The sequence below is a fragment of the Pseudomonas syringae group sp. 243L2 genome (genome assembly GCF_032587875.1).
In the GTDB taxonomy this organism is placed as follows: domain Bacteria; phylum Pseudomonadota; class Gammaproteobacteria; order Pseudomonadales; family Pseudomonadaceae; genus Aquipseudomonas; species Aquipseudomonas amygdali.
Window position 1 is genome coordinate 309,966 of the sequence record NZ_JAWHPL010000010.1, and the last position, 25,306, is coordinate 335,271.

General features: G+C 59.3%; 25 protein-coding genes. 12 read left to right on the forward strand and 13 right to left on the reverse strand.

The features are described from left to right. Positions 1-2: 2 nt before the first annotated feature. The 3 genes from dapD to RYB66_RS05400 are packed head-to-tail and all read left to right on the forward strand — an operon-like array spanning position 3 to position 2,705. Positions 3-1,037, forward strand: a complete 1,035-nt coding sequence (gene dapD, locus RYB66_RS05390; RefSeq protein ID WP_002554736.1) for a 2,3,4,5-tetrahydropyridine-2,6-dicarboxylate N-succinyltransferase — start codon at positions 3-5, stop codon at positions 1,035-1,037. A 58-nt stretch (positions 1,038-1,095) separates the two neighbouring features. After that, the gene (locus tag RYB66_RS05395) at positions 1,096-2,301 is read left to right on the forward strand and encodes a cysteine desulfurase (protein WP_316893950.1); all 1,206 of its coding nucleotides are present in this window, start codon (positions 1,096-1,098) and stop codon (positions 2,299-2,301) included. Then, complete coding sequence (locus RYB66_RS05400) at positions 2,298-2,705, forward strand: SufE family protein (protein WP_316893952.1); 408 nt, start codon at positions 2,298-2,300, stop codon at positions 2,703-2,705. The genes RYB66_RS05395 and RYB66_RS05400 overlap by 4 nt, the downstream gene beginning before the upstream one ends. Here RYB66_RS05400 and tcdA read toward each other — a convergent pair. After that, positions 2,696-3,526 carry a tRNA cyclic N6-threonylcarbamoyladenosine(37) synthase TcdA gene (tcdA, locus tag RYB66_RS05405; RefSeq protein ID WP_005743424.1) on the reverse strand — a complete coding sequence of 277 codons (831 nt, stop codon included), beginning with the start codon at positions 3,524-3,526 and terminating at the stop codon, positions 2,696-2,698. The genes RYB66_RS05400 and tcdA overlap by 10 nt on opposite strands. Before the next feature lie 413 nt (positions 3,527-3,939). Between tcdA and dapE the strand changes: the two genes are divergently transcribed. The 6 genes from dapE (at position 3,940) to RYB66_RS05435 (ending at position 10,193) form a co-directional block, all read left to right on the forward strand. Further along, positions 3,940-5,091: a succinyl-diaminopimelate desuccinylase gene (gene dapE, locus RYB66_RS05410; protein WP_002554740.1), complete on the forward strand. Its 1,152-nt coding sequence runs from the start codon at positions 3,940-3,942 to the stop codon at positions 5,089-5,091. Further along, positions 5,091-5,900, forward strand: coding sequence for a putative RNA methyltransferase (locus tag RYB66_RS05415; protein WP_054098783.1), 810 nt, complete (start codon positions 5,091-5,093; stop codon positions 5,898-5,900). The genes dapE and RYB66_RS05415 overlap by 1 nt, the downstream gene beginning before the upstream one ends. Before the next feature lie 19 nt (positions 5,901-5,919). Continuing rightward, complete coding sequence (locus RYB66_RS05420) at positions 5,920-6,297, forward strand: hypothetical protein (RefSeq protein ID WP_005743422.1); 378 nt, start codon at positions 5,920-5,922, stop codon at positions 6,295-6,297. 164 nt (positions 6,298-6,461) lie between these two features. Next, the gene (plsB, locus tag RYB66_RS05425; RefSeq protein WP_057405438.1) at positions 6,462-8,963 is read left to right on the forward strand and encodes a glycerol-3-phosphate 1-O-acyltransferase PlsB; all 2,502 of its coding nucleotides are present in this window, start codon (positions 6,462-6,464) and stop codon (positions 8,961-8,963) included. A 116-nt stretch (positions 8,964-9,079) separates the two neighbouring features. Continuing rightward, on the forward strand, positions 9,080-9,463 hold the full coding sequence (locus RYB66_RS05430; RefSeq protein WP_057405437.1) for a YbaY family lipoprotein: 384 nt from the start codon (positions 9,080-9,082) through the stop codon (positions 9,461-9,463). Positions 9,464-9,503: 40 nt separating this feature from the next. Then, positions 9,504-10,193, forward strand: a complete 690-nt coding sequence (locus tag RYB66_RS05435) for a DUF4197 domain-containing protein (RefSeq protein WP_002554745.1) — start codon at positions 9,504-9,506, stop codon at positions 10,191-10,193. 73 nt (positions 10,194-10,266) lie between these two features. Here the strand turns inward: RYB66_RS05435 and RYB66_RS05440 are convergent, their stop codons facing one another. Further along, positions 10,267-11,076 (reverse strand): class I SAM-dependent methyltransferase, encoded by an 810-nt coding sequence (locus RYB66_RS05440; protein ID WP_057405436.1) that lies wholly within the window; start codon positions 11,074-11,076, stop codon positions 10,267-10,269. Positions 11,077-11,172: 96 nt separating this feature from the next. Between RYB66_RS05440 and RYB66_RS05445 the strand changes: the two genes are divergently transcribed. Continuing rightward, the gene (locus tag RYB66_RS05445) at positions 11,173-11,796 is read left to right on the forward strand and encodes a hypothetical protein (protein WP_002554747.1); all 624 of its coding nucleotides are present in this window, start codon (positions 11,173-11,175) and stop codon (positions 11,794-11,796) included. A 34-nt stretch (positions 11,797-11,830) separates the two neighbouring features. On the opposite strand, the gene RYB66_RS05450 is transcribed toward RYB66_RS05445, so the two are convergent. The 6 genes from RYB66_RS05450 to ppc all read right to left on the reverse strand — a co-directional run bounded on the left by RYB66_RS05450 (position 11,831) and on the right by ppc (position 18,413). Then, a complete protein-coding gene (locus tag RYB66_RS05450; protein WP_057405435.1) occupies positions 11,831-12,520 on the reverse strand; it encodes an extensin family protein in 690 nt (229 codons plus the stop codon). Between the two features lie 132 nt (positions 12,521-12,652). Beyond that, entirely contained in the window at positions 12,653-13,516 is an 864-nt protein-coding gene (locus RYB66_RS05455) for a DUF72 domain-containing protein (RefSeq protein WP_010201500.1), read from the reverse strand. A 2-nt stretch (positions 13,517-13,518) separates the two neighbouring features. Continuing rightward, positions 13,519-13,830 (reverse strand): hypothetical protein, encoded by a 312-nt coding sequence (locus tag RYB66_RS05460; protein WP_002554750.1) that lies wholly within the window; start codon positions 13,828-13,830, stop codon positions 13,519-13,521. Positions 13,831-14,067: 237 nt separating this feature from the next. Then, the gene (tsaB, locus tag RYB66_RS05465) at positions 14,068-14,742 is read right to left on the reverse strand and encodes a tRNA (adenosine(37)-N6)-threonylcarbamoyltransferase complex dimerization subunit type 1 TsaB (protein WP_005743411.1); all 675 of its coding nucleotides are present in this window, start codon (positions 14,740-14,742) and stop codon (positions 14,068-14,070) included. A 92-nt stretch (positions 14,743-14,834) separates the two neighbouring features. After that, positions 14,835-15,497: an adenylate kinase gene (adk, locus tag RYB66_RS05470; RefSeq protein WP_005778401.1), complete on the reverse strand. Its 663-nt coding sequence runs from the start codon at positions 15,495-15,497 to the stop codon at positions 14,835-14,837. Positions 15,498-15,776: 279 nt separating this feature from the next. Continuing rightward, on the reverse strand, positions 15,777-18,413 hold the full coding sequence (gene ppc, locus RYB66_RS05475; RefSeq protein ID WP_316893954.1) for a phosphoenolpyruvate carboxylase: 2,637 nt from the start codon (positions 18,411-18,413) through the stop codon (positions 15,777-15,779). 380 nt (positions 18,414-18,793) lie between these two features. On the opposite strand from ppc, the gene RYB66_RS05480 reads away from it, so the two are divergent. Together RYB66_RS05480 and RYB66_RS05485 are read left to right on the forward strand one after the other, a co-directional pair. Continuing rightward, positions 18,794-19,207, forward strand: coding sequence for a DUF4398 domain-containing protein (locus RYB66_RS05480; protein ID WP_004657980.1), 414 nt, complete (start codon positions 18,794-18,796; stop codon positions 19,205-19,207). A gap of 58 nt (positions 19,208-19,265) precedes the next feature. Next, complete coding sequence (locus RYB66_RS05485) at positions 19,266-20,048, forward strand: OmpA family protein (protein WP_002554755.1); 783 nt, start codon at positions 19,266-19,268, stop codon at positions 20,046-20,048. A 77-nt stretch (positions 20,049-20,125) separates the two neighbouring features. On the opposite strand, the gene RYB66_RS05490 is transcribed toward RYB66_RS05485, so the two are convergent. From RYB66_RS05490 to lysS, 5 genes are all read right to left on the reverse strand, one after another. Beyond that, complete coding sequence (locus tag RYB66_RS05490) at positions 20,126-20,446, reverse strand: hypothetical protein (RefSeq protein ID WP_002554756.1); 321 nt, start codon at positions 20,444-20,446, stop codon at positions 20,126-20,128. After that, positions 20,443-21,339, reverse strand: a complete 897-nt coding sequence (locus tag RYB66_RS05495; protein WP_044299193.1) for an alpha/beta hydrolase — start codon at positions 21,337-21,339, stop codon at positions 20,443-20,445. The genes RYB66_RS05490 and RYB66_RS05495 overlap by 4 nt, the downstream gene beginning before the upstream one ends. Before the next feature lie 220 nt (positions 21,340-21,559). Next, positions 21,560-22,879: a flavohemoglobin expression-modulating QEGLA motif protein gene (locus RYB66_RS05500; RefSeq protein WP_183132719.1), complete on the reverse strand. Its 1,320-nt coding sequence runs from the start codon at positions 22,877-22,879 to the stop codon at positions 21,560-21,562. Between the two features lie 90 nt (positions 22,880-22,969). Continuing rightward, positions 22,970-23,695: a TetR/AcrR family transcriptional regulator gene (locus RYB66_RS05505; protein WP_005743405.1), complete on the reverse strand. Its 726-nt coding sequence runs from the start codon at positions 23,693-23,695 to the stop codon at positions 22,970-22,972. A 77-nt stretch (positions 23,696-23,772) separates the two neighbouring features. Further along, positions 23,773-25,275 (reverse strand): lysine--tRNA ligase, encoded by a 1,503-nt coding sequence (gene lysS, locus RYB66_RS05510; RefSeq protein ID WP_005732488.1) that lies wholly within the window; start codon positions 25,273-25,275, stop codon positions 23,773-23,775. Between the last annotated feature and the right edge of the window lie 31 nt (positions 25,276-25,306).

The following is a 25,306-nucleotide window of genomic DNA, read 5'->3' on the forward strand; positions in this document are numbered from 1 at the left end:
ACATGTCCACTACCCTGTTCAGCCTGGCCTTCGGCGTCGGCACTCAAAATCGTCAAGGCTCATGGCTCGAAGTATTTTACGCTCAGCCGCTGATCAATCCTTCCGTAGAACTGGTCGCGGCCATCGCGCCTGTTCTTGGTTACACCAACGGCAATCAGGCAATCACCTTCAATGTAGACCTGGCATACAAGCTGGCCGAGGCGGTCAAATCCGTGGACGCGACCCAGGCCGCGCTGCTGACTCGTCTGGCGGAAAGTCAGAAGCCGCTGGTTGCCACCCTGCTGGCTGAAGACGCAACCCTGACGTCGACTCCAGAGGCCTACCTCAAGCTGCACCTGCTGTCGCATCGCCTGGTCAAGCCACACGGCCTGAACCTGGCAGGTATCTTCCCGTTGCTGCCAAACGTAGCCTGGACCAGCCAGGGCGCGGTCGATCTCGCCGAACTGGCCGAACGTCAGCTTGAAGCACGCCTTAAAGGCGAACTGCTGGAAGTGTTCTCGGTCGACAAATTCCCGAAAATGACTGACTACGTCGTCCCGAGTGGCGTTCGTATCGCTGACAGTGCTCGCGTACGTCTGGGCGCTTACATCGGCGAAGGCACCACCGTCATGCACGAAGGCTTCGTCAACTTCAATGGCGGCACCGAAGGCCCAGGCATGATCGAAGGCCGCGTTTCTGCAGGCGTATTCGTCGGCAAGGGCTCGGATCTGGGTGGAGGCTGCTCGACCATGGGTACGCTGTCGGGTGGCGGCAACATCATCATCAAGGTTGGCGAAGGCTGCCTGATCGGTGCCAACGCCGGCATCGGTATTCCGCTGGGCGATCGCAATACCGTGGAATCGGGTCTGTATGTGACCGCCGGCACCAAGGTCGCGCTGCTCGATGAGAACAACGAACTGGTCAAGATCGTCAAGGCACGCGAGCTGGCAGGCCAGAACGACCTGTTGTTCCGTCGCAACTCGCAGACCGGCGCAGTGGAATGCAAAACCCACAAGTCGGCCATCGAGCTGAACGAAGCACTGCACGCTCATAACTGATGCTGTGTGCGGGTTCAAGGCTGCGGCCTTGAACCCGCCTCCACATGCTGGACGAACAATGCCCCTCATTTCTCCCTGGCGTGGCGACTTCCCCGCTATCGCCGCCCTGCAACGGCAAGGCCAGACCTATCTGGACAACGCCGCCACCACGCAAAAACCCCAGGCGCTGATCGATGCCCTGACTCATTACTACGTCAACGGTGCGGCCAACGTGCATCGTGCCCAGCATCTGCCGGGCGCACACGCCACCCAGGCGTTTGAAGCCAGCCGTGGCAAGGCCGCGCACTGGCTGAATGCCGGCGAGAGCGGACAAATCATCTTTACCCACGGGGCCACTTCTGCGCTCAACCTGCTGGCCTATGGGTTGGAGCATAGTTTCACTGCGGGCGACGAGATCGCCATTAGCGCACTGGAACATCACGCCAACCTGCTGCCGTGGCAGCAACTGGCTCAGCGCCGCGGCCTGAAACTGGTGATACTGCCGCTCGATCCCGATGGTGTAATCGACTGCCATGCTGCGGCCAGTCTGATCGGCCCTCGCACGCGTCTGCTCGCAGTCAGTCAGTTGTCCAACGTGCTCGGCACCTGGCAGCCGCTCGCCCGCCTTATCGCACTGGCGAAAGCGCAAGGTGCGCTCACGGTCGTGGACGGATCACAAGGTGTGGTGCATGGACGCCACGATGTACAGGCACTGGGCTGCGACTTTTATGTGTTTTCCAGCCACAAGCTTTATGGTCCGGAAGGGCTAGGTGTGCTGTACGGACGCAACGACGCGCTACCGAACCTGACGCACTGGCAGTTCGGCGGCGAGATGGTGCTGACCGCCGATTATCAACACGCGAAATTTCGCCCGGCACCGCTGGGCTTTGAAGCGGGCACCCCGCCCATCGCCAGCGTGATCGGTCTGGGCGCTACGCTGGCTTACCTGGAAAGCCTTGATCATCAGGCGGTCGCGGAACACGAAGCAAATCTGCACCGGCGCCTGCTTGAAGGCCTGCAAAGGCGTGAAGGTATTCAGGTATTAGGCTCTCCGGACCTGGCACTGGCCAGTTTCGTCGTGGACGGCATACACAACGCCGATCTGGCTCATCTGCTGACCGAACAGGGTATTGCCGTGCGCGCTGGTCGTCACTGCGCGATGCCACTGTTCGATACACTCGGTCTGCCCAGCGCAATTCGTGTTTCACTTGCGCTCTACAATGATTCAGATGACTTGCTGCGGTTTTTCAGCGCACTGGATCAGGCACTGGAGCTGCTTCAATGACTCTCCCCGCATTGGCGCAGACCGCGCTCGACAGCTTTTCCCAGCCACAGAGCTGGGAACAGCGGGCACGCCTGCTCATGCAATGGGGGGATCGCCTCCCCTCGTTGAGCGACGAAGAAAAGACGGACGACAATCTGGTACACGGCTGTGAAAGCAAGGTCTGGCTGACGGGCGAAGTCAGCGCAGGAGCCTGGCTGTTCCGGGTCAGCAGCGACGCCCGGCTGATTCGAGGTCTGGTGGCGCTACTGCTGGCCCGCGTTAACGGTCTGTCGGCCCCGGAGCTGGAAGCCGTGGACTTGTCTGACTGGTTCGATCAGTTGGGCCTTGGTCGCCAGCTCTCACCGTCACGCAGCAACGGCCTGAATGCCGTGCTACAGAAGATGCGCCAGCTGACTCAAGCCTGATCGGGCGTTGCAACCGCTGGCTTGACCCGCTCCGAAGGCCGTCGCGCACCTGCAACCAGCTTGTCCACTGCACGCGTGGCGGCGACCATGCCGAACGTGGCAGTGACCATCATCACCGCGCCGAAGCCGCCTGCACAGTCGAGCTTTACACCCTCACCGACGAACTTCTTTTCCAGGCAAATACTGCCATCAGGCTTGGGATAGCGCAGCTGTTCGCTGGAGAACACGCAAGGCACGCTGTAGTGGCGGTTAGGCGTGCGTGAAAAGCCATAGTCGCGACGCAGGGTGGAACGTACCTTGGAGGCCAGCGGGTCGTTGAACGTGCGGTTCAAGTCGGCGATCTGAATCAGGGTCGGATCAATCTGCCCACCGGCACCACCGGTGGTGACCATCTGGATCTTGCGCCGCTTACACCACGAAATCAGTGCTGCCTTGGCGTTGACGCTGTCGATACAGTCGATCACGAAATCCATGTCCGGGGTGATGCACTCAGCCATCGTGTCGCGGGTCACGAAATCAGAAACCGCATGCACGATGCAATCAGGATTGATCGCACGAATCCGCTCGGCCATCACTTCGACCTTCGGCCGACCAACTGTGCTGTCCAGTGCATGCAATTGGCGGTTGCTGTTGCTGACACAGACGTCGTCCATGTCAAACAGCGAAATCTCGCCCACGCCACTGCGTGCCATGGCTTCCGCCGCCCACGAGCCCACGCCGCCGATACCGACCACTGCCACATGAGCCGCGCGCAGGCGCGCCAGGCCTTCAATGCCGTACAAACGGGCGATGCCAGCGAAACGTGGATCTTCTGCGCTCATGATCAATACCTCAAAAACCGGCGCGCATTATAGGGGTTTGTGGGAGGTTAAGGCACCCGGCTTGTCGCCCCGTCGAAATCAGGGCTGAAGGGGCAAAAGCTATCTCGGACCTCTCATATAACCCCTTTCGCTCCGCACAAAGCCTCTACAAACATATTTGTCCGACCCGCGAGCAAATAAGAGACGAGACTTCCGGTCCGGGCCCGAGATTCTGGATAGCCATACTGTTCGCACAATCCCTCCCTTATCTGGCAGCCATCATTATGGCCGTCCTGTCTGCTCACGCGACCCGCCCTGCGCTGTCGACTGCTTGACATATCCACAGCACACAATAAACGACGGCCCCAGGTCGTCGTTTTGCTTTAAGATATCCGCCTTTTCGCGCCCAAAGTCTTGCTACCGGAGTTCTGTACATGACTGCCCCTACCGACCTGTCGCCCACCCTTCAACTTGCCTGCGATCTGATCCGCCGCCCGTCAGTGACGCCGGTCGATGCCGACTGTCAGGCAGTGATGATGCAACGCCTGGGCAATGCCGGCTTCAAGCTGGAGCCCATGCGTATCGAAGACGTCGATAACTTCTGGGCCACACACGGCACTACCGACGGCCCGGTACTGTGTTTCGCAGGTCATACGGACGTGGTCCCTACCGGCCCGGTGGAGAACTGGCAGAACGACCCGTTCGATGCGTTGATCGACGAGCACGGCATGCTCTGCGGACGCGGCGCAGCGGACATGAAAGGCAGCCTGGCAGCCATGCTCGTGGCCGCCGAGCGCTTTGTAGCCGATCACCCGAATCACAAGGGTTCGGTGGCATTCCTGATCACCAGTGACGAAGAAGGCCCGGCGCACCACGGCACCAAGGCTGTCGTCGAACGTCTGGCAGCGCGCAAGGAGCGTCTGGACTGGTGCATCGTCGGCGAACCTTCGAGCACCACGCTGGTGGGCGATGTGGTCAAGAACGGGCGTCGCGGCTCGCTGGGCGCCACCCTCACCGTGCGCGGCAAACAGGGCCATGTGGCTTACCCGCATCTGGCGAAGAACCCTATTCACCTTGCAGTTCCGGCACTTGCCGAACTGGCTGCAGAGCACTGGGACCATGGCAACGATTTCTTCCCGCCAACCAGCTTCCAGATCTCCAACCTGAACGCCGGCACGGGTGCAACCAATGTCATCCCGGGTGATCTGGTAGCAGTGTTCAACTTCCGTTTTTCGACCGAGTCGACCGTCGAAGGCTTGCAGCAGCGTGTCGCCGCCATCCTCGACAAGCATGAGCTGGACTGGCATGTGAACTGGGCGTTGTCCGGCCTGCCGTTCCTGACCGAGCCGGGCGCATTGCTGGACGCCGTGTCGTCCAGCATCAAAAGCGTCACGGGCCGTGACACCAAAGCCTCGACCAGCGGCGGAACCTCCGACGGCCGTTTCATCGCGACCCTGGGTACGCAAGTGGTTGAACTGGGGCCGGTCAACGCGACGATTCACCAGGTCAACGAGCGGATTCTGGCCAGCGATCTCGACGTGCTGACCGAGATCTACTACCAGACCCTGGTCAAGTTGCTCGCCTGATGCTGACCTGCCCGATCTGCTCTGCGCCGCTCAGTACCGCCGACAACGGCGTGGTATGCCCGGCCAACCACCGCTTCGACCGTGCACGTCAGGGGTATCTGAACCTGTTGCCGGTGCAGCACAAGAACAGCCGCGACCCCGGCGACAATCAGGCCATGGTTGAAGCACGGCGGGACTTCCTCAACGCCGGGCATTACGCCCCGGTAGCCCGGCGGCTGGCTGAACTGGCCGCCGAGCGCTGCCCCGCGCACTGGCTGGACATCGGCTGCGGCGAAGGTTATTACACCGCGCAAATAGCCGAGGCCCTGCCCCATGCCGACGGCTATGCGCTGGACATCTCCCGCGAAGCCGTGAAACGCGCCTGCCGTCGTGACCCCAGGCTGACCTGGATGGTTGCCAGCATGGCCCGTGTTCCCTTGCCGGATGCCAGCTGTCAGTTTCTGGCCAGTGTGTTCAGCCCGCTGGACTGGCTTGAAGCCAAGCGCTTGCTGACGCCTGGCGGCGGACTGATGCGGGTCGGCCCGACCAGCGAACATCTCATGGAACTGCGTCAGCAGCTTTATGATGAGGTCCGCGATTATGCCGACGACAAGCACCTGTCTCTGGTGCCACCCGGCATGCAGTTGCAACACAGCGAGACCCTGCGCTATACGCTGAAGCTGATCGATGGCCAGTCCCGTGCCGATCTGCTGGCCATGACGCCTCACGGGTGGCGCGCCAGCGCCGAGCGCCGGACTGCCGTCATTGAGCAATCAGGACCTTTCAAGGTCACCGTTTCCATGCGCTACGATTATTTCGTGCTGCAATAAGCATTCAACAGAGGCACCCATGCGCCAACCCGATATCGAGATTTACCTGAAAGACGAAGACGTCGACCACAAGGCCATCGCTCAATGGTTGAGCGTCGCCCTGGGCCCGTGCAGTGACTGGAACCAGAAAGGCCAGACCTGGAAGTGCAAGGCCGGCAATGTGACCGTAACCTGGCTGCCCAAAGCAGTCGGTAAATGGAACAGTCTGCATCTGGACAGCGATCAGACCCCGTGGGAAGACGACATCGCCTGCGCCCGTGCGGCATTCAAAGCCTTGAACGTCGAAGTGCGCTGCGCACCCGGCACCTGGGTTGAAGAAGAAAGCGATGAAACCGCCGACCGCTGGATACGCGTCAGCGCCGATGGCGAGGAAGAAATCACCTGGCGCACCTCGTAAGCCTTTTGCAGCGACGGCATCAGGATGTGCCGTCGTGGCTCTCGAAGGTGGCCGCTCAGTATTTACTCTTCTACAAACACCAGGCTTTTTGCCGATCGCTTCGGGATACGTCACACTGACGCCCATCTCGGGCAGTCGCCCGTCCCTGACTCAGCAGAAGCCGTATGACCCGTTCTCCGTTCCGTCGTCTTGTGTTCGGCACCCTGCGCCGATTGTTGTATCTCTGGGTGCGCTCGGAAACCATCAATCAGTCGTCTTTTACGCTCAACCTGGACCGTAGCCGTCCGGTGTTCTATGCCCTGCAGTCGCCGTCGATCAGCGATCTGGCGGTGATCGACACAGAATGTCGCAAGGCTGGCCTGCCTCGCCCCGTATTGTCGGTAGCGGTCGGCAACCTGATAGAGCCAGCTGCATTCTTTTACCTGACTCCGGCACCTGACTGGCTTGGCCGCCAGGACAAGCGCGGCGCACCGCCGACACTGGAGCGTCTGGTCGCAGCCGTGAGCCAGAACCCCGGCGAAGATGCGCAGATCATCCCGGTCAGCGTGTTCTGGGGCCAGTCACCTGACCGCGAGTCCAGCGCCTGGAAACTGCTGTTCGCCGACAGCTGGGCAGTGACCGGTCGCTTGCGTCGTCTGGTCAGCATTCTGATTCTGGGTCGCAAGACCCGTGTACAGTTTTCCGCGCCCATTCACATGCGCGAGCTGGTGGGTGAAAACAAAGGTTACGAACTGACCCTGCGCATGACCCAGCGTCTGCTGCGCGTGCACTTTCGCAACCTGAAAAGCGCGGTCATCGGCCCGGACGTTTCGCACCGGCGCACCGTGGTCAAAGGGCTGCTGGACGAGCCGCTGGTCAAGCAGGCGATCATCGAAGAAGCCGAACGGGAGAACATCACCCAGGACAAGGCACGGGACCGGGCGCTGAGCTACGGCAACGAGATCGCCTCGGACTACACCTATTCCGTCATCCGCTTCATGGAAGTCGTCCTCAGCTGGTTCTGGAACAAGATTTACGACGGCATCAAAGTCAGCCACATCGAAGGCGTGCAGGAAGTGGCGCCAGGGCATGAAGTCATTTACGTCCCTTGCCACCGCAGCCATATCGATTACCTGCTGCTGTCCTATCTGTTGTTTCGCAACGGGCTCACGCCGCCGCACATCGCTGCCGGCATCAACCTGAACATGCCGGTCGTCGGCAGCCTGCTGCGCCGTGGCGGGGCGTTTTTCATGCGCCGCACATTCAAGGGCAACCCGCTGTATACAGCGGTTTTCACTGAGTACCTGCACACGCTGTTCATCAAAGGATTCCCGGTCGAATACTTTGTCGAAGGCGGTCGCTCGCGGACCGGGCGCATGTTGCAACCGAAAACCGGCATGCTTGCCATCACCCTGCGCAGCTTCCTGCGCAACTCGCGGATGCCGATTGTGTTCGTCCCGGTGTACATCGGCTATGAGCGCGTGCTGGAAGGCCGTACCTATCTGGGCGAATTGCGCGGAGCGACCAAGAAGAAAGAGTCGATCTTCGACATCTTCAAAGTCATCGGTGCGCTGAAGCAGCGTTTCGGCCAGGTATCGGTGAACTTCGGTGCCCCCATCAAGCTGGCCGAATTCCTTGACGGCGAACAACCGGACTGGCGCGAGCAGGCGCTGGCACCGCAATTTCGCCCGGAATGGCTGAGCGAAACCACTCATCGGCTGGGTGAACGTGTGGCCCAGCACCTGAATGAAGCCGCCGCCGTCAACCCGATGAACCTGGTTGCTGTGGCCTTGCTGTCAACGCAAAGGCTGGCGCTGGACGATCAGGCCATGGAGCGTGTTCTCGACCTTTACCTGACGCTGCTGCGCGCCGTACCTTACTCGCCGCACACCACGTTGCCGGAAGGCGACGGGCGCTCGCTGATCGAGCACGTCAAAGGCATGGACCTGCTCGCCGAACAAAAAGATGCATTGGGCAAAATTCTGTACCTCAACGAACAGAATGCAGTCCTGATGACGTACTACCGCAACAACGTCTTGCACATCTTTGCCCTGCCCGCATTGCTGGCCAGCTTTTTCCAGAGCTCGTCGCGCATGAGCCGCGAACAGATCCTGCGCTACACGCGTGCGCTGTACCCGTTCCTGCAATCTGAATTGTTCATTCGCTGGCCGCTGAGCGAGCTGGATGAGGTGGTCGATCAATGGCTGGCTGCGTTCGTCGAGCAAGGCTTGCTGCGCTTTAAAAAGGACGTCTATGTGCGTCCGGAGCCCAGCTCCCGCGAGTTCGTGCTGCTGACCCTGTTGTCACGGGCCATCGCGCAGACCCTGCAGCGCTTCTACATGGCAATCGCCTTGTTACTCAACAGTGGACAGAACACGTTGAGTGCCGAGCAGCTGGAAGACCTGTGTACGGTCATGGCCCAGCGCCTGTCTATTCTGCATGGCCTTAATGCACCAGAGTTCTTCGACAAGAGTCTATTCAGGCACTTCATCCAGACCTTGCTGGACCTGGGCGTGCTGCGCAAGGACAGCGCCGGCAAGCTGAGCTATCACCCGATGCTGGGCGAACTGGCAGAAGGTGCGGCCAAGCGGGTGTTGCCGGCCGAAATCCGTCTGTCGATACGGCAAGTGGCGTTACACAGCAATGAAGAAGAGCAGGATGCGGGAAATGGTGAAGGGGTAGCGTAGGGCTTTTCCGCAATTAGCCGGGGATATTTAGGCACGTGTTTTATGCTCCCCGGCCGCTGCCAAGGTGTGGTTTGTACCCATGACTGGTACTCATCACACTCAATAAGGAAATTGAAATGTCCAGCGAACCCCTGGTACGTCTTCAGGGTGAAGTTTATTACCTGCCACGCCTCTCTCTGCCAACTGGCTGCAAGTTGATTGTCACCCTGAGTGACAGCAGCCTGGCTGATGTGCCAGCCACTGTCATTGACGCCCGCGAAACACAGATTACCCAGCAAGTGCCATTGCCGTTTGAACTGGGCTATGCCGCAGGATCAGAGCGGTCTGAAGATCAAGGTCATTCAAGTGAACGGTTGATTGTTCTTCGCTGCAAAGGCTTTCATCAACGGCGCGTTTTCAACGCGCCGTTGTTGTTTTTGTTGTTGCACGCCGCATCATTTCCATCGGCACTAAACAGCACTGTTTCTTTCCGGCTTCGGGTGGATACCGCAAGTTCCTGATACGCTTGATCCCGTACCCACTTCTCACAAGGACGCTCTCATGCCTCGCTTTTCGTTCACCTTCGCTGGTCTATGCGCCGGGCTGCTGCTGTCGGCCAACGTCTTCGCCCTGTCGCTGAACGACCTCTCGCAATCGGATGCGACCGGTGGTCTCAAAGACGCGCTGACCCAAGGCGCACAGGTCGCGGTCAAACAGCTCGGTGTTCCCGGCGGTTTCAGCAAGAATGAAGCGGTGCGTATCGAGCTGCCAGGCAAACTCGGTCAGGTCGCGAAAAAAATGAAAATGCTTGGCATGGGTGCTCAGGTCGATCAGCTGGAAACCAGCATGAACCAGGCCGCCGAAGCTGCAGTGCCTCAGGCTCAGGCGTTGTTGGTAGACGCCGTGAAAAAGATGAGCGTGACCGACGCCAAGGCCATTTTAAGCGGCGGGAAGGACTCGGCCACCCAGTACCTCAACAGCACCAGCCGCGAACAGATCCGCGCCAAATTCCTGCCTATCGTCAAGAAATCTACCGATCAAGTCGGTCTGGCACAGAAATACAACGCATTCGCCGGCAAGGCGGCGGCATTTGGCGCGCTGGACAGCAAAAATGCCAACCTTGAAAGCTACGTGACCGAACAAGCGCTGAACGGGCTGTTCGAGATGATTGCAAAACAGGAAGAAAGTATTCGCGCCAACCCGGCGGCGGCCGCTACAGGCCTGGCGAAGAAGGTATTTGGCGCGCTTTGAGTGCAGGGTTAGCGCCTGTATTCACGGGCGCATCTGCGTTTGATTCGGGCTCAGGCCGTCGACGCTACAGGCGCTATGCACCGCTATCGTCTGTGACTGCCTTAGGCTTCAAGGCCTTCTTCGGGTAGATGTCGTAGCGGCTGGATTTTCCATCCAGCGCATAACCTGGCGTTGGCCCGTCAATGCAGGGGGCCTTGCGCGGGCGTTTGACCACAACACGGTGGGTGGCAAGCGCAAGAGCCGCTTCCAGCAATGCAGGCGCATCCATGTCATCGCCGACCAGAGGCCGGAACAGGCGCATTTCCTTTTTGACCAGAGCGGTTTTTTCCCGATGCGGGAACATCGGGTCGAGGTAAATGACCTGCGGCGGCTCCGCTGTCCAGCCACGAATGATTTCAATGGAGTTGCCGGTCAACAAATGCATCCGGGCAACGATCGAACCCACATCACGATCATCGCGTCCGCGCGCCAGACCGTCTTCCAGCAGTGCAGCAATAATCGGCTGACGCTCGATCAGGCTCAGCTCGCAACCAAGACTTGCCAGCACGAACGCATCCTTGCCCAAACCTGCCGTGGCATCCAGCACGCTGGGACGAACGCCTGGCTGAATACCGACGGCCTTGGCAATCATTTGCCCGGTGCCACCGCCAAACAGACGACGATGTGCCACTGCACCCTCGACAAAATCAACTCGCACAGCGCCAGGCGCATCGTCGCCCAACTGCTGCAATTGCAGGCCATCGTCGGTCGATTGCAACGCAAAATCAGCTTCCGCGTCGTGCAACGGCAAGCCTAGACGCTGCGCCCAATGCTCCGCCTGCTCCTGCCCTGCGACCGCGAGCGCTTCGACCCGGATACGACTGCCTGTTTGCTGCTCAATCATTACGCCCACACACTCAAAAATTGTTAATGATCGGCAAAGTCTGCCGATAACCAAGTATCCGGCATTTTGCCAGACCCAAGGCCAGTACTGATCGCTATGTCAGAGATTGTTCAATCATCCATCGGCTATTTGTCGCACTCAGGCGACTTTAGCGTTCGCAACAGCCGCACACTGGGTGGTGTGACGCAGCTGTGGTCGGATGCATTTGCCCGAGCGATGGCGGATCAGGTCAGTGAAAGCACTCCCGTGCCGGTGCACCCGACGGCCGTTGAAGTGGATGTTGAAACAGGCGAACCGGTCGCTGGCGCAAAAACCCTGAGCAAGATTGTCGAGCAACGTGCCTGCCCGGTCACCGACACCGAGGTCAAACCACCTGAGCCGCTGTTCCTGCCGATTGCCGAGTTCGACCTTGACTTGCTGCCGCCGCCTGCCGAGCCCTTCAGCATGGCTGAGCTGATCGAACAACAACGCCATCTGGAATTCGAGAGCCACTGGGTACGCCCTACCGTTCTGAACCCGTACAGCGACAGCGTCAACCCGGGCCCCGGCCCTCAACCGCGCCCATTGCACCTGCCAATCGCCGAATTCGAATGGGAACTGGCCGACAAGCCTGCCCTGCCCCTGGATGAGCAGACCATTGCTGCCCAACAACGCCAGTTCGACTACGAGAACGGCTGGGCTCGCCCGCTGATCCTGCAGAATCTGCGGATGGCGGCATAAGCCCCAACGCTCTTGCCGGCAGCTTACAGGCTCGCTACCTACACACCGACCAGCGCCCCATATCAACGTGAAAATGATCGCGATGCGCCGCGTTGTACTCAGGCCCGAGCACCGTACTGAAGTTTTTGCAGGCGCCGTCACGTAACAGCCTCAGAAAACGCCCCTTGTCCCCTTCGTCGTCCCAATCCTTGAGAACCCCGATGCGCTGACCGTCTGCGAGGCGAAAACCTGCCATATCCAGTGCATTGGCGGTCGCGTGCTGACTGAGGCGGCCGTTGGCCCGGTTGTAGATGTTGCGGCAGGCAAAGCTGCCCAAGTGATCTACTCGCGCTACCCGCTGGCCGAAAACCGCTTGGGCAGCGGGCTGCAAGGTGTGGACATCGAACAGCGCATAGGCCACCGCCAATGGGCAACTGGCCAGGAAACTGCTGCTCAGCGCCACGTCGCCGCCCTGAATGCGCAGGGTATTTTCCAGAGGGCAGCGAGCAGAAGGTTCACTGTCGGCCTGACGACTGAAACGCAGCCCGGACGTACTCAGCACCTGGTCGCACAGCGCAGGGTCGTTCTGCAGTCGTGACAGCTTGTAAGACGTCAGAAAATTGGGCTCGGCCCGCACATCCAAAGGCGCCCAGGGGTTCCAGCGCGCAGGCACATCGACCCAGCCTCGCCAGACTGCAAACGCCCCTATTGCACAGAGCAGCAGGAATACCAGCATCACGCGCATGCTAAGCCCATGCTCCATACAACAGGGGTGGATTTGACGAAAGGTTTGTAAGTGGGTGGCAAATAGCGCAGTTGCGAATCCATAAGCGGGCTCTCCACAAGGTCGGGCTCTGTCAGCCCCCTCTGGAAGACCTCAGAGCAAGCCCAACTGTTCCACTTGAGGCCCACGATCCAGCTCAAACAATGCCGGCAAGCCAGGCAATCGCGCCATCAGTTGCTGGTGAAAGCGCATGGCCTGCTCGGCAGCCCTGACGTTGTCCGGGGTGTGCAGGAAGACATAAGGCGTGCGCCCCTCTTCGATCCACACGGCGACCTTTTCCACCCACTGCACCAAAAACTGATCATTGGCCTCCAGGTCAGGACCGCCGATGAAACGGACCTGGGGAAACAGCGTCAGCGCAGCCGGACGCGGTGGCACCTTGGGCTTTTTCGATTGCGCGTGCAGGACGGCAGGATCAGTCGATACACAGCTGAACAATGCCCGGGAGTCGAGACAGATGCGCTCAATGCCTCGATCCAACAGCAGGCGATTGAGCATGCGTTCTTCGTCACCTTTCATGAAAAAGGCCATGTTGCGCACTTCCACAGCCAAAGGCACATTGAGTTCATCGAGGAACCCGACCAACTCGGCAAGGCGCTGCGGTGTGAAGCTGGCGGGCAACTGAAGCCAGAATGGCGCAATCCGCTCACCCAACGGCGCGAGCAGACGGATGAATTCCTCGGCGGCGCCCACCTGATCACGCAGGTCGCCGTTGTGGCTGATGTCTTTGTGAAATTTCGCAGTGAAACGAAAATCGGCAGGCATTATTTCCGCCCAGCGTTGCACCGTTGTGGCAGCTGGACGGGCATAGAATGTGGTGTTGCCTTCGACAGCGTTGAATACCTGAGTGTAGAGATTCAGGAAATCATTGGGGCGGGCGTCTTCCGGGTACAACGAGTCTCGCCAGGCGTTTTCACTCCATGACGGACAACCGAGGTAGTAAGGCAGGCGAGACACAGTCAAACGTGAAGATCGAGCCCCGATACTTCAAGGTCCCAATCGACAAAGCTGGCGGTGGTCAGGTAGCTGGCCAGTGCGTGAGCGACACGAGAGCTCATGGAGCGCGGGAAAATGATGTCTTGCGGACGCGCAGGCACATTGGCAGTGCTGCCAATCGGTGAATCACCCGCATCGCGACGAGCCTGCGCCGGAGGCGGCGGCAACTCGGCATCAACTACGACTTCCTCGAAAGAGCCTTCAACGGTCGAAGGCGTTTTCTGCGGCTTGCGCTTGATGGGGTAAGAGCGTGATGAGGTTCCGTCTATGCGCATCGATTATATACTCGGCGTCGATAGTGGCAATTTAGCGTTACTGCCTTGTAGTTCGCAAATTGCTTAACGATAACTAGACCACACATATTGCAAATTGTTTTCGCCAAATGAGATTAAAGACCATTCAGACGATAAACGGTAGCTGGCGAATTGATATTTTTCCAGCTATAGACGGAATAGCATGACTTGGACAGGCACGACAGCAGAACACTGTGGCGTGCCTTGAAGCCAATCACATCAACGCGCTTTGGGTGTTGCAACCTTGTCGCGCAGGTAGACCGGCTGGGCGTCGTCTGCCGGCAGGGCTTCGCCACGCGCCCAGGCGAAGGACGCCAGCGTCAGCAAGTCCTGCGCATGGGGCAGCATGCCTGCGTCATGCCCGGCAAGACTCACCGGAATGCGCTCGGCATAGCCCCAGCCGGTACCGGCACCAAACCATTGTCCACTGGCGTGCGCAGGTAGCGTTGCCAATTCGGGTGCCATGACCGCCTCGTTGCCGAGCAGACGCATCTCCCCGGCTGTCTCGTGATAGCAACCCCAGTACACCTCATCCATGCGCGCATCAATGGCCGATGCCACCTGAGACACGCCATGCTCACGAAAGGCACGCTGGGCAAGCACGGCAAGATTGGAAACAGGCAATACCGGGCGCTCCAGCGCAAATGCCAGACCTTGCACGACGCCAATGGCAATGCGCACGCCGGTGAAAGCGCCAGGGCCGCGCCCGAACGCGATGGCATCGAGCGCCGACATCGCGATACCCGCCTCGGCCAGCAGGTCCTTGATCATCGGCAGCAGCCGCTGGGCATGCAGGCGCGGGATCACCTCGTAGTGGCTCAGCACTTTGCCGTCGTGCAGCAAAGCGACCGAGCAGGCTTCAGTGGCGGTATCCAGGGCCAGCAAGGTGGTCATCGGTGTTTCCATCATGGTCAAGGTGAAAAAGTGCAGCAGTATAAATGACAAATGGCCCGCAAGCGGGCCATATATTGTTCAGACTGAGAGTCTTACTTCTGTGCTTCAGGCTCCAGTGCTTTCAGTACTTTTGCAGTGATTTCTTCAACCGAGCCAACACCTGGAATATGGCTGCACTTGGGCTTGCCGTTCTTTGCTTCCAGCTTGCTGTAGAACTCGACCAGCGGCTTGGTCTGGGCATGGTAGACCGACAGGCGATGACGCACGGTTTCTTCGACGTCGTCCTTGCGCTGCAACAGCGGTTCACCAGTCACATCATCGATACCCTCGACTTTCGGCGGGTTGAAAATGGTGTGATAGATGCGACCAGAGCCTTCGTGAACCCGGCGGCCCGACATGCGCTTGACGATTTCTTCGTCATCAACGGCGATTTCCAGCACGTGGTCGATTTCCAGACCTGCTTTCAACAGGGCTTCGGCCTGAGGAATGGTGCGCGGGAAGCCGTCGAACAGAACGCCGTTCGCACAATCCGGCTGGGCCAGACGATCCTTGATCAGACCAATGATCAGGTCATCGGAAACCAGACCACCCGAGTCCATGACGCTCTTGGCCTTCAGGCCAAGCTCGGTTTCAGCCTTGACTGCAGCGCGCAGCATGTCGCCTGTCGAAACCTGCGGGATGCCGAAATTTTCAGTGATGAATTTTGCCTGAGTACCTTTACCGGCCCCGGGAGCTCCTAGCAGAATCACGCGCATCGTCATGCTCCTCAAAATTTTTATAGTGAAATCAACGGATTCGCCTCGGGGGCCAATCTAAAAATAATCAGGCCAACAGGCCGAAAGGCTGATCAAGATACACAGCCGACCGAGGCCGCACAAGCCGCCAAAAGTCGCATTAACCGCGTGCGCACCGGCTTGCGCGCCCCGATTGTCGAGCGGCGTGACCTGTATCAACGTTTCCGGCAGGCCAACCTGCAAACCCGGTCTTGCCAATGCCGGGCCAAAACGGCCCGGCAATTAAAGTAATGCGCGTGTTTAACCAGTGTTACGCAGACCGGCAGCGATCCCGGCTACAGACACCAGCAGCGCCAGTTCCAGAGGGCTGTCCAGACTGGCTTCGCGACTGCGGGAGCGGGACAGCAGCTCGGCCTGGAGCAAATGCAACGGGTCGAGATAGGTGTTGCGCAGACTGATGAATTCCAGCGTTTCAGGGCTGTGTGCCAGGAGTTGCTTCTGCCCGGTCAGCCCCAGAACCACCTTGCACGCCTGCGACAATAGGTCGCGTAAATGTGCGCCCAAATGTTGCAGCTCAGCACTGACCAGACGTTCGTCATAGAGTCGGGCAATGTCCGAATCAGCTTTGGCGAGGACCATTTCCAGCATGTCGATGCGGGTTCTGAAAAACGGCCACTGTTCGCGCATTTGCGCCAGCACCGTACCCTCACCACGCTCCAGAGCCTTGCTCAGTGCGGCTTCCCAACCCAACCAGGCGGGCAGCATCAAACGCGTCTGCGTCCAGGCGAAGATCCACGGAATGGCGCGCAGGCTTTCCACGCCACCTTCGCGGCGCTTGGCCGGGCGACTGCCGAGTGGCAGGCGCCCCAGTTCCTGCTCGGGCGTTGCCTGACGGAAATACTCGACGAACTCAGGGTTCTCGCGCACTACCGCGCGATAGGCGCTGACCCCGTCAGCGGCCATCTGGTCCATCATCGTCCGCCAAGACGGTTGCGGAGGTGGTGGCGGCAGCAGGGTCGCTTCCAGCACCGCTGCCAGATAGAGATTGAGGTTCTGTTCGGCGATGTCCGGCAGGCCGAATTTGAAACGAATCATTTCCCCTTGCTCGGTGGTCCGGAAGCGCCCGGCTACCGAACCTGGCGGCTGCGACAGAATCGCCGCATGCGCGGGGCCGCCACCACGGCCAACCGTACCGCCGCGACCATGAAACAGCAGCAGTTCGACCTGCTGTTCGCGACAGATCTCCACCAGCTTTTCCTGCGCGCGGTACTGGGCCCAGGCCGCCGCCGTAGTGCCCGCGTCCTTGGCCGAGTCGGAATAACCGATCATGACTTCCTGCGGGCCGTGCAGACGCGAACGATAGCCCGGCAAGCCGAGCAGCGTCTCGATCACCGGCCCGGCGTTATCGAGGTCAGCCAGGGTCTCGAACAACGGCACCACACGCATCGGCCGTTGCAGCCCGGATTCCTTGAGCAGCAACTGCACGGCCAGCACGTCGGATGCCGAACCTGCCATCGAAATGACGTAAGAGCCCAGCGACGCTGCCGGAGCGGCTGCCACTACCCTGCAGGTTGCCAGCACTTCTGCGGTGTCGGCTGCCGGTTTGAAGTAGCTTGGCAGCAACGGCCTGCGGTTGTTCAGTTCGCGCAACAGAAAGTCGATGCGGGTCTGCTCGTCCCACTCTTCGTAGCGACCCAACCCCAGATAATCGGTAATTTCAGTCATCGCCGCACAGTGGCGACTGGAGTCCTGGCGGACATCCAGACGCACCAGAAACAGGCCGAACGTGACGGCACGGCGCAGGCAATCCAGAAGCGGCCCGTCGGCAATCACGCCCATGCCGCACTCATGCAGCGACTGGAAGCACAGCAGCAGCGGGTCCAGCAGCTCGCGGTTGTCTCGCAGCACCGCTTCAGGCGCAGGCAAGGTCTCGCTCAATGAGGCATTGGCCCAATTGCGCGTCGCGCGCAGGCGCTCACGCAGACGCTTGAGTTCTGCCCGATAAGGCTCGGCACTGTCACCGACGCTGGCCCGCAAGGCGTCGCTGGCCTGTTGCATCGACAGCTCTGCGGCAAGGTTGTCCACATCACGCAGATACAGGTCAGCCGCCATCCAGCGCGCCAGCAACAATACTTCACGGGTAACTTTGGCCGTGACGTTCGGGTTGCCGTCACGGTCTCCGCCCATCCAGGAGGCAAAGCGGATCGGCGCGGCTTCCAGCGGCAAATGCAAGCCGGTCGCTGCGTGCAGTGCATGGTCAGCCTTGCGCAGGTAGTTCGGAATGGCGTGCCAGAGGGAGTGCTCGATAACCGCAAAACCCCATTTGGCCTCATCAACCGGCGTGGGACGGATACGCCGTATCTCTTCGGTATGCCAGGCCTCGGCGATCAGACGCTGCAAGCGCGAGGTAATCTGTGCGCGCTCGGTGCTGTTGAGGTCGCGATGATCGAGCGCGGCCAACTGCGCAGCGATGGCGTCGTATTTCTGAATGAGCGTACGGCGCGCAACTTCGGTGGGGTGAGCCGTCAACACCAGCTCGATTTCCAGCTTGCTCAGTTGGCGCGCCAAGGCATCAGGCGTGTGACCTTCCGTTTTCAGGCGGTCAAGCAGCTCGGGCAACACCCGCGACTCAAAGGGCAGAGGCTGGGTATCGTCACGGCGATGCATGAGCTGATACTGCTCGGCAATATTGGCCAGGTTGAGAAACTGGTTGAACGCACGGGCCACAGGCAGGAGTTCGTCATCACCCAACCCGTCGACACTGGCGCTGAGTTGCTCGGCACCTTCTGCAGAACCGCGCCTGCCCGCCTTGGCGCCTTTGCGAATACGTTCGATCTTGTCGAGGAATTCAGCGCCTCGCTGCTCACGAATCGTGTTACCCAACAGCTCACCCAGCAGGTGAACGTCTTCGCGCAGACGCGCATCGATATCGGCCATCGTTCCTCTCCCGTTTTTTGTCTGGGCTCAGTTGCGTACCCGCAAAACAGCGCGGGCGTACGTGAATTCGAATCCGCATTGCCAACAGTGCACCAAAAGCCTGCAATTGGACAAATGGTTCGACAAAAAGCCGCGCCTCAACGCCTGATTAATCCTGCAGCGACGTCCGTTCACATGCCGATCAACATGCTGACCGCTTCCTGAAGCCCCCTGAAAATTCCTGACCACACAGTAGATATTTATCTGAACTATTCAAAAACAGCGCAGGTCGGAGCCTTTAACCATTACAGGAAAGCCCGAAAGGCAGCAGGCGGTTGTACGACCTCATGCCCGGACTTGATGCAACAACTGTCATGGATAACCACGTTCGGAGTCAGACAATGGAGTTGATCACCATGAACACCTTAACTGCCAAAACCAAGTTCAAAGGCCTGCGCGGTCTCAAGCTGGCTGCGCTGGCGCTCGGTAGCACCTTTATTCTCGCCGGTTGCGCAGGTAACCCGCCATCCGAGCAATATGCAGTCTCGCAATCGGCCGTCAACAGCGCCGTCAGCGCTGGCGGTACCGAATTCGCAGCGGTGGAAATGAAGTCGGCTCAGGACAAGCTCAAAGAAGCTGATCTGGCCATGCAGGATCACAAGTACGACGAAGCTCGCCGCCTGGCTGAACAAGCCGAGTGGGACGCTCGTGTAGCAGAGCGCAAATCTCAGGCCGCCAAAGCTGCCAAGGCTGTGCAGGATGCTCGTCAGGGCGTCAACGAACTCCGTGAAGAAGGCCTGCGTCAGGTGCAGTGATTGCCCTGAACCCTTTCTGTTTTCATGAATTCGTAACTGATTAAAGGACGACCATATTATGCGTAAACAATTGATGATCCCTGCTCTGCTGGCCATGAGTGTTGCCCTGGCAGCCTGTGCAACCAAGCCTAACCCTAATCTGGAACAGGCCCGCAGCAACTTCACCGCGCTGCAGACCAACCCGGAAGCTACCAAAGTCGCGGCGCTTGAAACCAAAGACGCCAGCGAATGGCTGGCCAAGGCAGAACAGGCTTTCCGTAACGATGATGACGTCAAGAAAGTTGACCAACTGTCTTATCTGACCAACCAGCGCGTAGAGCTGGCCAAGCAGACCATCGCCCTGCGCACCTCCGAAGCTGCTCTGCAGAATGCTTCTGCCGACCGCGCCAAGGCACGTCTGGAAGCTCGTGATGCTCAGATCGCTGCGCTGAAGAACAGCCTGAACGCCAAGCAGACCGAACGCGGTACGCTGGTGACTTTCGGTGACGTGCTGTTCGACTACAACAAGGCCGATCTGAAGCCGACCGCTCAAGGCGACATCGGCAAGCTGGCTGCTTTCCTTCAGGAAAACCCTGATCGCAAAGTGATCGTTGAAGGCTACACCGACAGCACAGGTTCTGCTTCCTACAACCAGTCGCTGTCCGAGCGCCGCGCCAATTCGGTTCGCATGGCACTGGTACGTATGGGTGTAGATCCAGCACGCGTTGTGACCATGGGTTACGGCAAGGAATATCCGGTTGCTGACAACACCAGCAACTCGGGCCGTGCCATGAACCGTCGTGTGGAAGTCACCATCTCCAACGACAACCAGCCTGTTGCACCGCGCTCGTCGATGAAATAAGCGACTGAGCCGCTGCACTGAAGCCCCGCCTGCGCATACAGGCGGGGCTTTTTAATGCCGAAAATTTATCGCCGTGTTTATTGCTGTGGCGTCTGCTGGCCGATGCACCGCACCGCTTGCCTGTGGTCATCGATCAACACACCTGACAAGCCCTTTCGCGATGTGTCGAACAGCACCAGCACGCCATCAACGCATTGCGCCACCTCGACAGCTGGCGTCGCGGCGATCTTGTAGTCCTCGCCTGGCACGGTCTTGAGCAGAGTGAATTCGCCGAGCAGCAATGCATCCTCAGGCTTTGCGAAGTGCAGGTAGCCGTAAAACCACAGACAGCCGACGGTGCCGATGACTGCACCGACGGCGCTGAGAATCATGCCGTTGACGTTACGGTCGCGGCTCATGGCGCTGGCGGTGTATCGGGGATCGGGTAGTTGGGCACTTGCGCAAGACGACGCAGGCCATTGAAATGCGTCGGGTCGTCCAGATAGCGCAGCATCACCTGACGCCAGAGAGGGTCTGCGAACGTCTGTACGTGCTCGCCACGGGTCAGTTGCAATACGCGCGGTGGAGGCGCGGCCTTGTACAGCTCGATACCGTTGGCGAGCGGCACCAGTGTGTCGTCCATGCTGTGAAAGATCAGCATCGGTGTGCCGGCCAATCGTGGCAGGCCGTTGACGGCACTGTCGGCCTCCGGGATCAGCCAGGACAAGGGCGTCTTCAATGGCCAGGTCAGCCACGACTTGCTCAGCGAGTTTCGCGCGACGCTGCGATAGCTGGCCGGCACGCTGTCCAGCACCAACGCCTTGAGCCGCGAGCGCTCCTGCGGGTGTTCTGACAAGTAATGCACCGCCAGCGCTCCACCAATGCTTTGCCCCAGAACCATAAGGGGTTTGCCTTGCACTTGCGGTGCAGTGTTCAACCAGTCGAAAGCGGCCTGAACATCCTGATAGACCGCCGGCAGGCTCGGTTCGCCCTGCGACTCGCCATAGCCACGGTAATCCAGCATCAGCACCTGATAACCCTGCTCGGGCAACCACCAGACGCCACCAAGGTGCCAGGACAGATTGCCGCCGTTGCCATGCAGATGCAGCACCGTACCCTTGACCGGCACACCCTCTTTCGCGGGCAGCCACCAGCCATGCAGGCGTGTACCGTCGGCGGCGGTGAGGTTCACGTCCTGATACTGTAAACGAGCCTTGTCTGGTGTGAACGGAACACCTTGCTCGGGATAGAACAACATCGAACTGCAGCCTGTGAGCGCGAGGACCAGGGTGAAGATGCCGAGCAGTTTCAAATGGGGTTTCCTTGTTGTTTTCATCGCCACATCACTGCCGTGCTGGCGCAGAGCAATGGCACGATAGTTACAAGATTATCGTTCCTCACGCTCCAGCGTGGGAATGCCGTTCTGGACGCTCTGCGTCCGATCCTGACTGTGCAGCGCGGCGCAGATTTGAGACGCCGAGCGTCACCCACTGCGTGCCAACGCGGAGCATTGGCACGATAGTCAGTTCGGCCTACAAAATATTCGAGTAGTCCGCTTCGATACGGTCCAGGCTCAGGTGGTTGAGGAAGTTGGAGAAGCACATCCAGGCCGACAGCGCGTTCATGTCACGGAACTGCTCAGGCAGGTATTTGGGTGCCACTACCAGTCCTTCATCTACCAGTTGGCGCAAGGTACGCATGTCTTCCAGCGTGGTCTTGCCGCAGAACAGCAGCGGCACCTGTTCAAGCTTGCCCTTGCGCACGGCCAGCTGAATGTAGTTGTAGACCATGATGAAACCCTTCAGATAGGACAGGTCTTTAGTGAACGGCAAGCCGTTGGGCACCGAGCCGCGGAATACGCGACTGGCATTACCATAGCTCTCCGACATGCCGAAGCCCTGCTCGCGGTAGAACTCGAATACCTGCAGAAAATCAGCGCCCTGCTCGGCCATGTGAATGGCACGGGTGCGATTGGTCAGTTTGCGCAAACGGCTGGGGTAGGAGGCAAAGGCGATGACTTCCATGAGAATCGCCAGGCCTTCCTGAGTCACCGTCGATGAAGGCGGACCTTTGGAAAGGAACGTACAGATAGGCTGGTTTTGCCCGTTCAACGTGGTGCCGACATGCACCAGCCCTTCGTGAACCTCCAGTGCCCGTACATCCCGCTCGTTGAACATCGCATCGGTGCGAATCTTGATGTAGTCGGCACCGGCAGCCGCGTCGGCGACGATACCGTCAGATTCGAAAACCCGAATGGTCTCCTCGGCTTCACCGAACACACGGTTCAAACGCGATTGCAGCAACGAAACAGCGTCCTTGGCCGTGAGGGTTTTCGGCTCGTCCTTGAGGTCACCACGCCCGGCGATGTTGTTCAGGTAATCCGAGAGCATCAGGCCCAGATCGGCCAGCGTCGGGTCACCGGCGTGAAAGGCGTCGGATGCCGCGCCGTACAGTTCCTGAGAAATCAGGCCGAAGTCGGACGTACCGCGGGCCTCGAGCATACGCACCACCATGCGGTACTCACGGCACATGCGGCGCATGATCTGCCCGACCGGGTTGAACTGCCCGAGTTGACGCGTGACATCCCGCTCGATGTTCTGAAACTCTTGCTTCAAGGCGACCGAATCGAAGCCCAGCGGACGGTTTTCGTAATAGGCACGGTCCACGGCAGGAAGCGCCTTGCCCTTGGCGGCCAGAAACTCCTTGCGAACTGTCTCATCCCATTTAACTGCATCCAGAATGCGAATCGGCGTCTGTGCAACGACGATCCGATCCGATAACGCACGAATAGTCTGTTGATACTCGTCCACCGGTACTCCTTGGCTGGCTGTTTCGCTACTGCTCGGCGGCATGAGAACACGCCACCGCTGGAAAATATCGAAATTGGCAGGGTCGTCAAGCTGTCTGAACCGCCGACCCAGAGCACGTCGAACGAAGTATAGTCACCCTCGAACCGGCTGCGGCGTCCCCAAAACCAGACGCATCTGCCGGGTCAGAATACAGAGCATTTCTTCGTCCGCCTGACGCTGTGGGCCATGCAGCAGGCCTTGATACTCAATGCGCCGGATTAGCCCCGTCAACACCTGAGCATCCTGATAGGGCTGCAACGAACCAATCACCTGAAAGAACTGACAACTGCCTTGCAGCAGAATTTCCTGATGGGCCATCACCAGCGGGGTCAGACGCGGGTTGATCAGCGCTTCGTGGTAGAACGCCTGCTCGGCGATCAGATAGTCGCGTCGGGTCAGCAATTGGTGCCGGATGTGCTCCATCACCATACGCGCAATATCGTCAGCCAGTCGAAAACGGTCGGTCGGGCTGCCCGAACTGCGGCTCATCATCTCACGCAGAATACCTTCGGTGTTCTGCCAAAGCCGCGCCAGATAATCGGCACTGCGCTGTACATACTGGGCAAAGGCATCGGTGAGCAGGTCATTGATGTCCTTGAAGTAATAGGTGGTTGCCGACAATGGTACGCTGGCCTCAGCGGCCACTGCACGATGACGTACAGCGCGCACGCCGTCGCGCACCACAATACGCATGGCCGCATCGAGAATGACCTGTCTGCGTTGTTCACTGCCTTCGCGGGCCGCCTTGCGGCCTTGATACTTGACACTTTTGGCCACCGCGCTCGCTACCCCGGCGGCCCCTTCTCTGGCAATCGTCACGACAGCTTCCTTTTTGAATTGTCCTGAAAAACACCTAAAAAAAAGCCGCTCATTGAAGGCGGCTATTTTTTCATTGATTACGCTTGCGGGCGCATGTGCGGGAACAGAATGACATCGCGGATCGAAGGCGAGTCGGTGAGCAGCATCACCAACCGATCGATGCCGATGCCTTCACCCGCAGTGGGCGGCATGCCGTATTCCAGCGCACGCACAAAGTCGGCGTCGTAGTGCATGGCTTCGTCGTCACCGGCATCCTTGTCGGCTACCTGAGCCTGGAAGCGTTCGGCCTGATCTTCGGCGTCGTTGAGCTCGGAATAGGCGTTGGCGATTTCACGGCCGCCGATGAACAACTCGAAACGGTCGGTTACGCTCGGGTTTTCGTCATTGCGACGAGCCAGCGGAGACACTTCGAACGGGTACTGAGTAATGAAGTGCGGCTGTTCCAGCTTGTGCTCGACCAGCTCTTCGAAAATCATCACCTGCAATTTGCCCAGGCCTTCGAAGCCGAGCACCTTGGCACCGGCCTTTTTGGCAATGGCACGAGCCTTGTCGACGTCCTGCAGATCGGCAGCGGTCAGATCCGGGTTGTACTTGAGGATCGAGTCGAACACCGAAAGGCGCACAAACGGTTCGCCGAAGTGGAACACCTTGTCGCCGTAAGGCACGTCGGTGGTGCCCAGAACCAGTTGAGCCAGTTCGCGGAACAGCTCCTCGGTCAGGTCCATGTTGTCTTCGTAATCGGCGTAGGCCTGGTAGAACTCGAGCATGGTGAACTCGGGGTTGTGCCGGGTCGAAACGCCCTCGTTACGGAAGTTGCGGTTGATCTCGAAGACTTTCTCGAAACCACCGACCACCAGACGCTTGAGGTACAGCTCCGGCGCAATGCGCAGGAACATTTCCATGTCCAGCGCGTTGTGATGGGTTTCGAACGGCTTGGCTGCCGCACCGCCGGGGATGGTCTGCAACATCGGCGTTTCGACTTCAAGGAAGTCACGCTTCATCAGGAAGCTGCGGATGTGAGCGATAACCTGCGAGCGCACACGGAAGGTCTCACGCACGTCTTCGTTGACGATCAGGTCGACGTAACGCTGGCGATAGCGCTGCTCGGTGTCGGTCAGGCCATGGTGCTTGTCGGGCAGCGGACGCAGCGACTTGGTCAGCAGGCGAACGGTGGTCATCTCGACGTACAGGTCGCCCTTGCCGGAGCGTGCCAGGGTGCCTTCGGCAGCAATGATGTCGCCCAGGTCCCAGGTTTTTACCTCGGCCAGGGTTTCTTCAGGCAGGGTCTTGCGGTTGACATAGACCTGGATACGCCCGGTCATGTCCTGGATCACCATGAAAGAGCCACGGTTGAGCATGATGCGACCGGCGACCTTGACCGGAATCGCTGCCTCTGCCAGTTCTTCCTTGGTCTTGTCGACGTACTGTTTCTGCAAGTCGTTGCAGTAGCTGTCGCGGCGGAAGTCGTTGGGGAAGGCCTGACCCTTGGCACGGCCTGCAGCAAGCTTTTCCTTGCGCAGAGCGATCAGGGTGTTTTCTTCCTGTTGCAGGGCTTGCGGGTCGAGTTGTTGGTCGCTCATGTCTTTAAATATTCCATCACAGGTTCGCCCT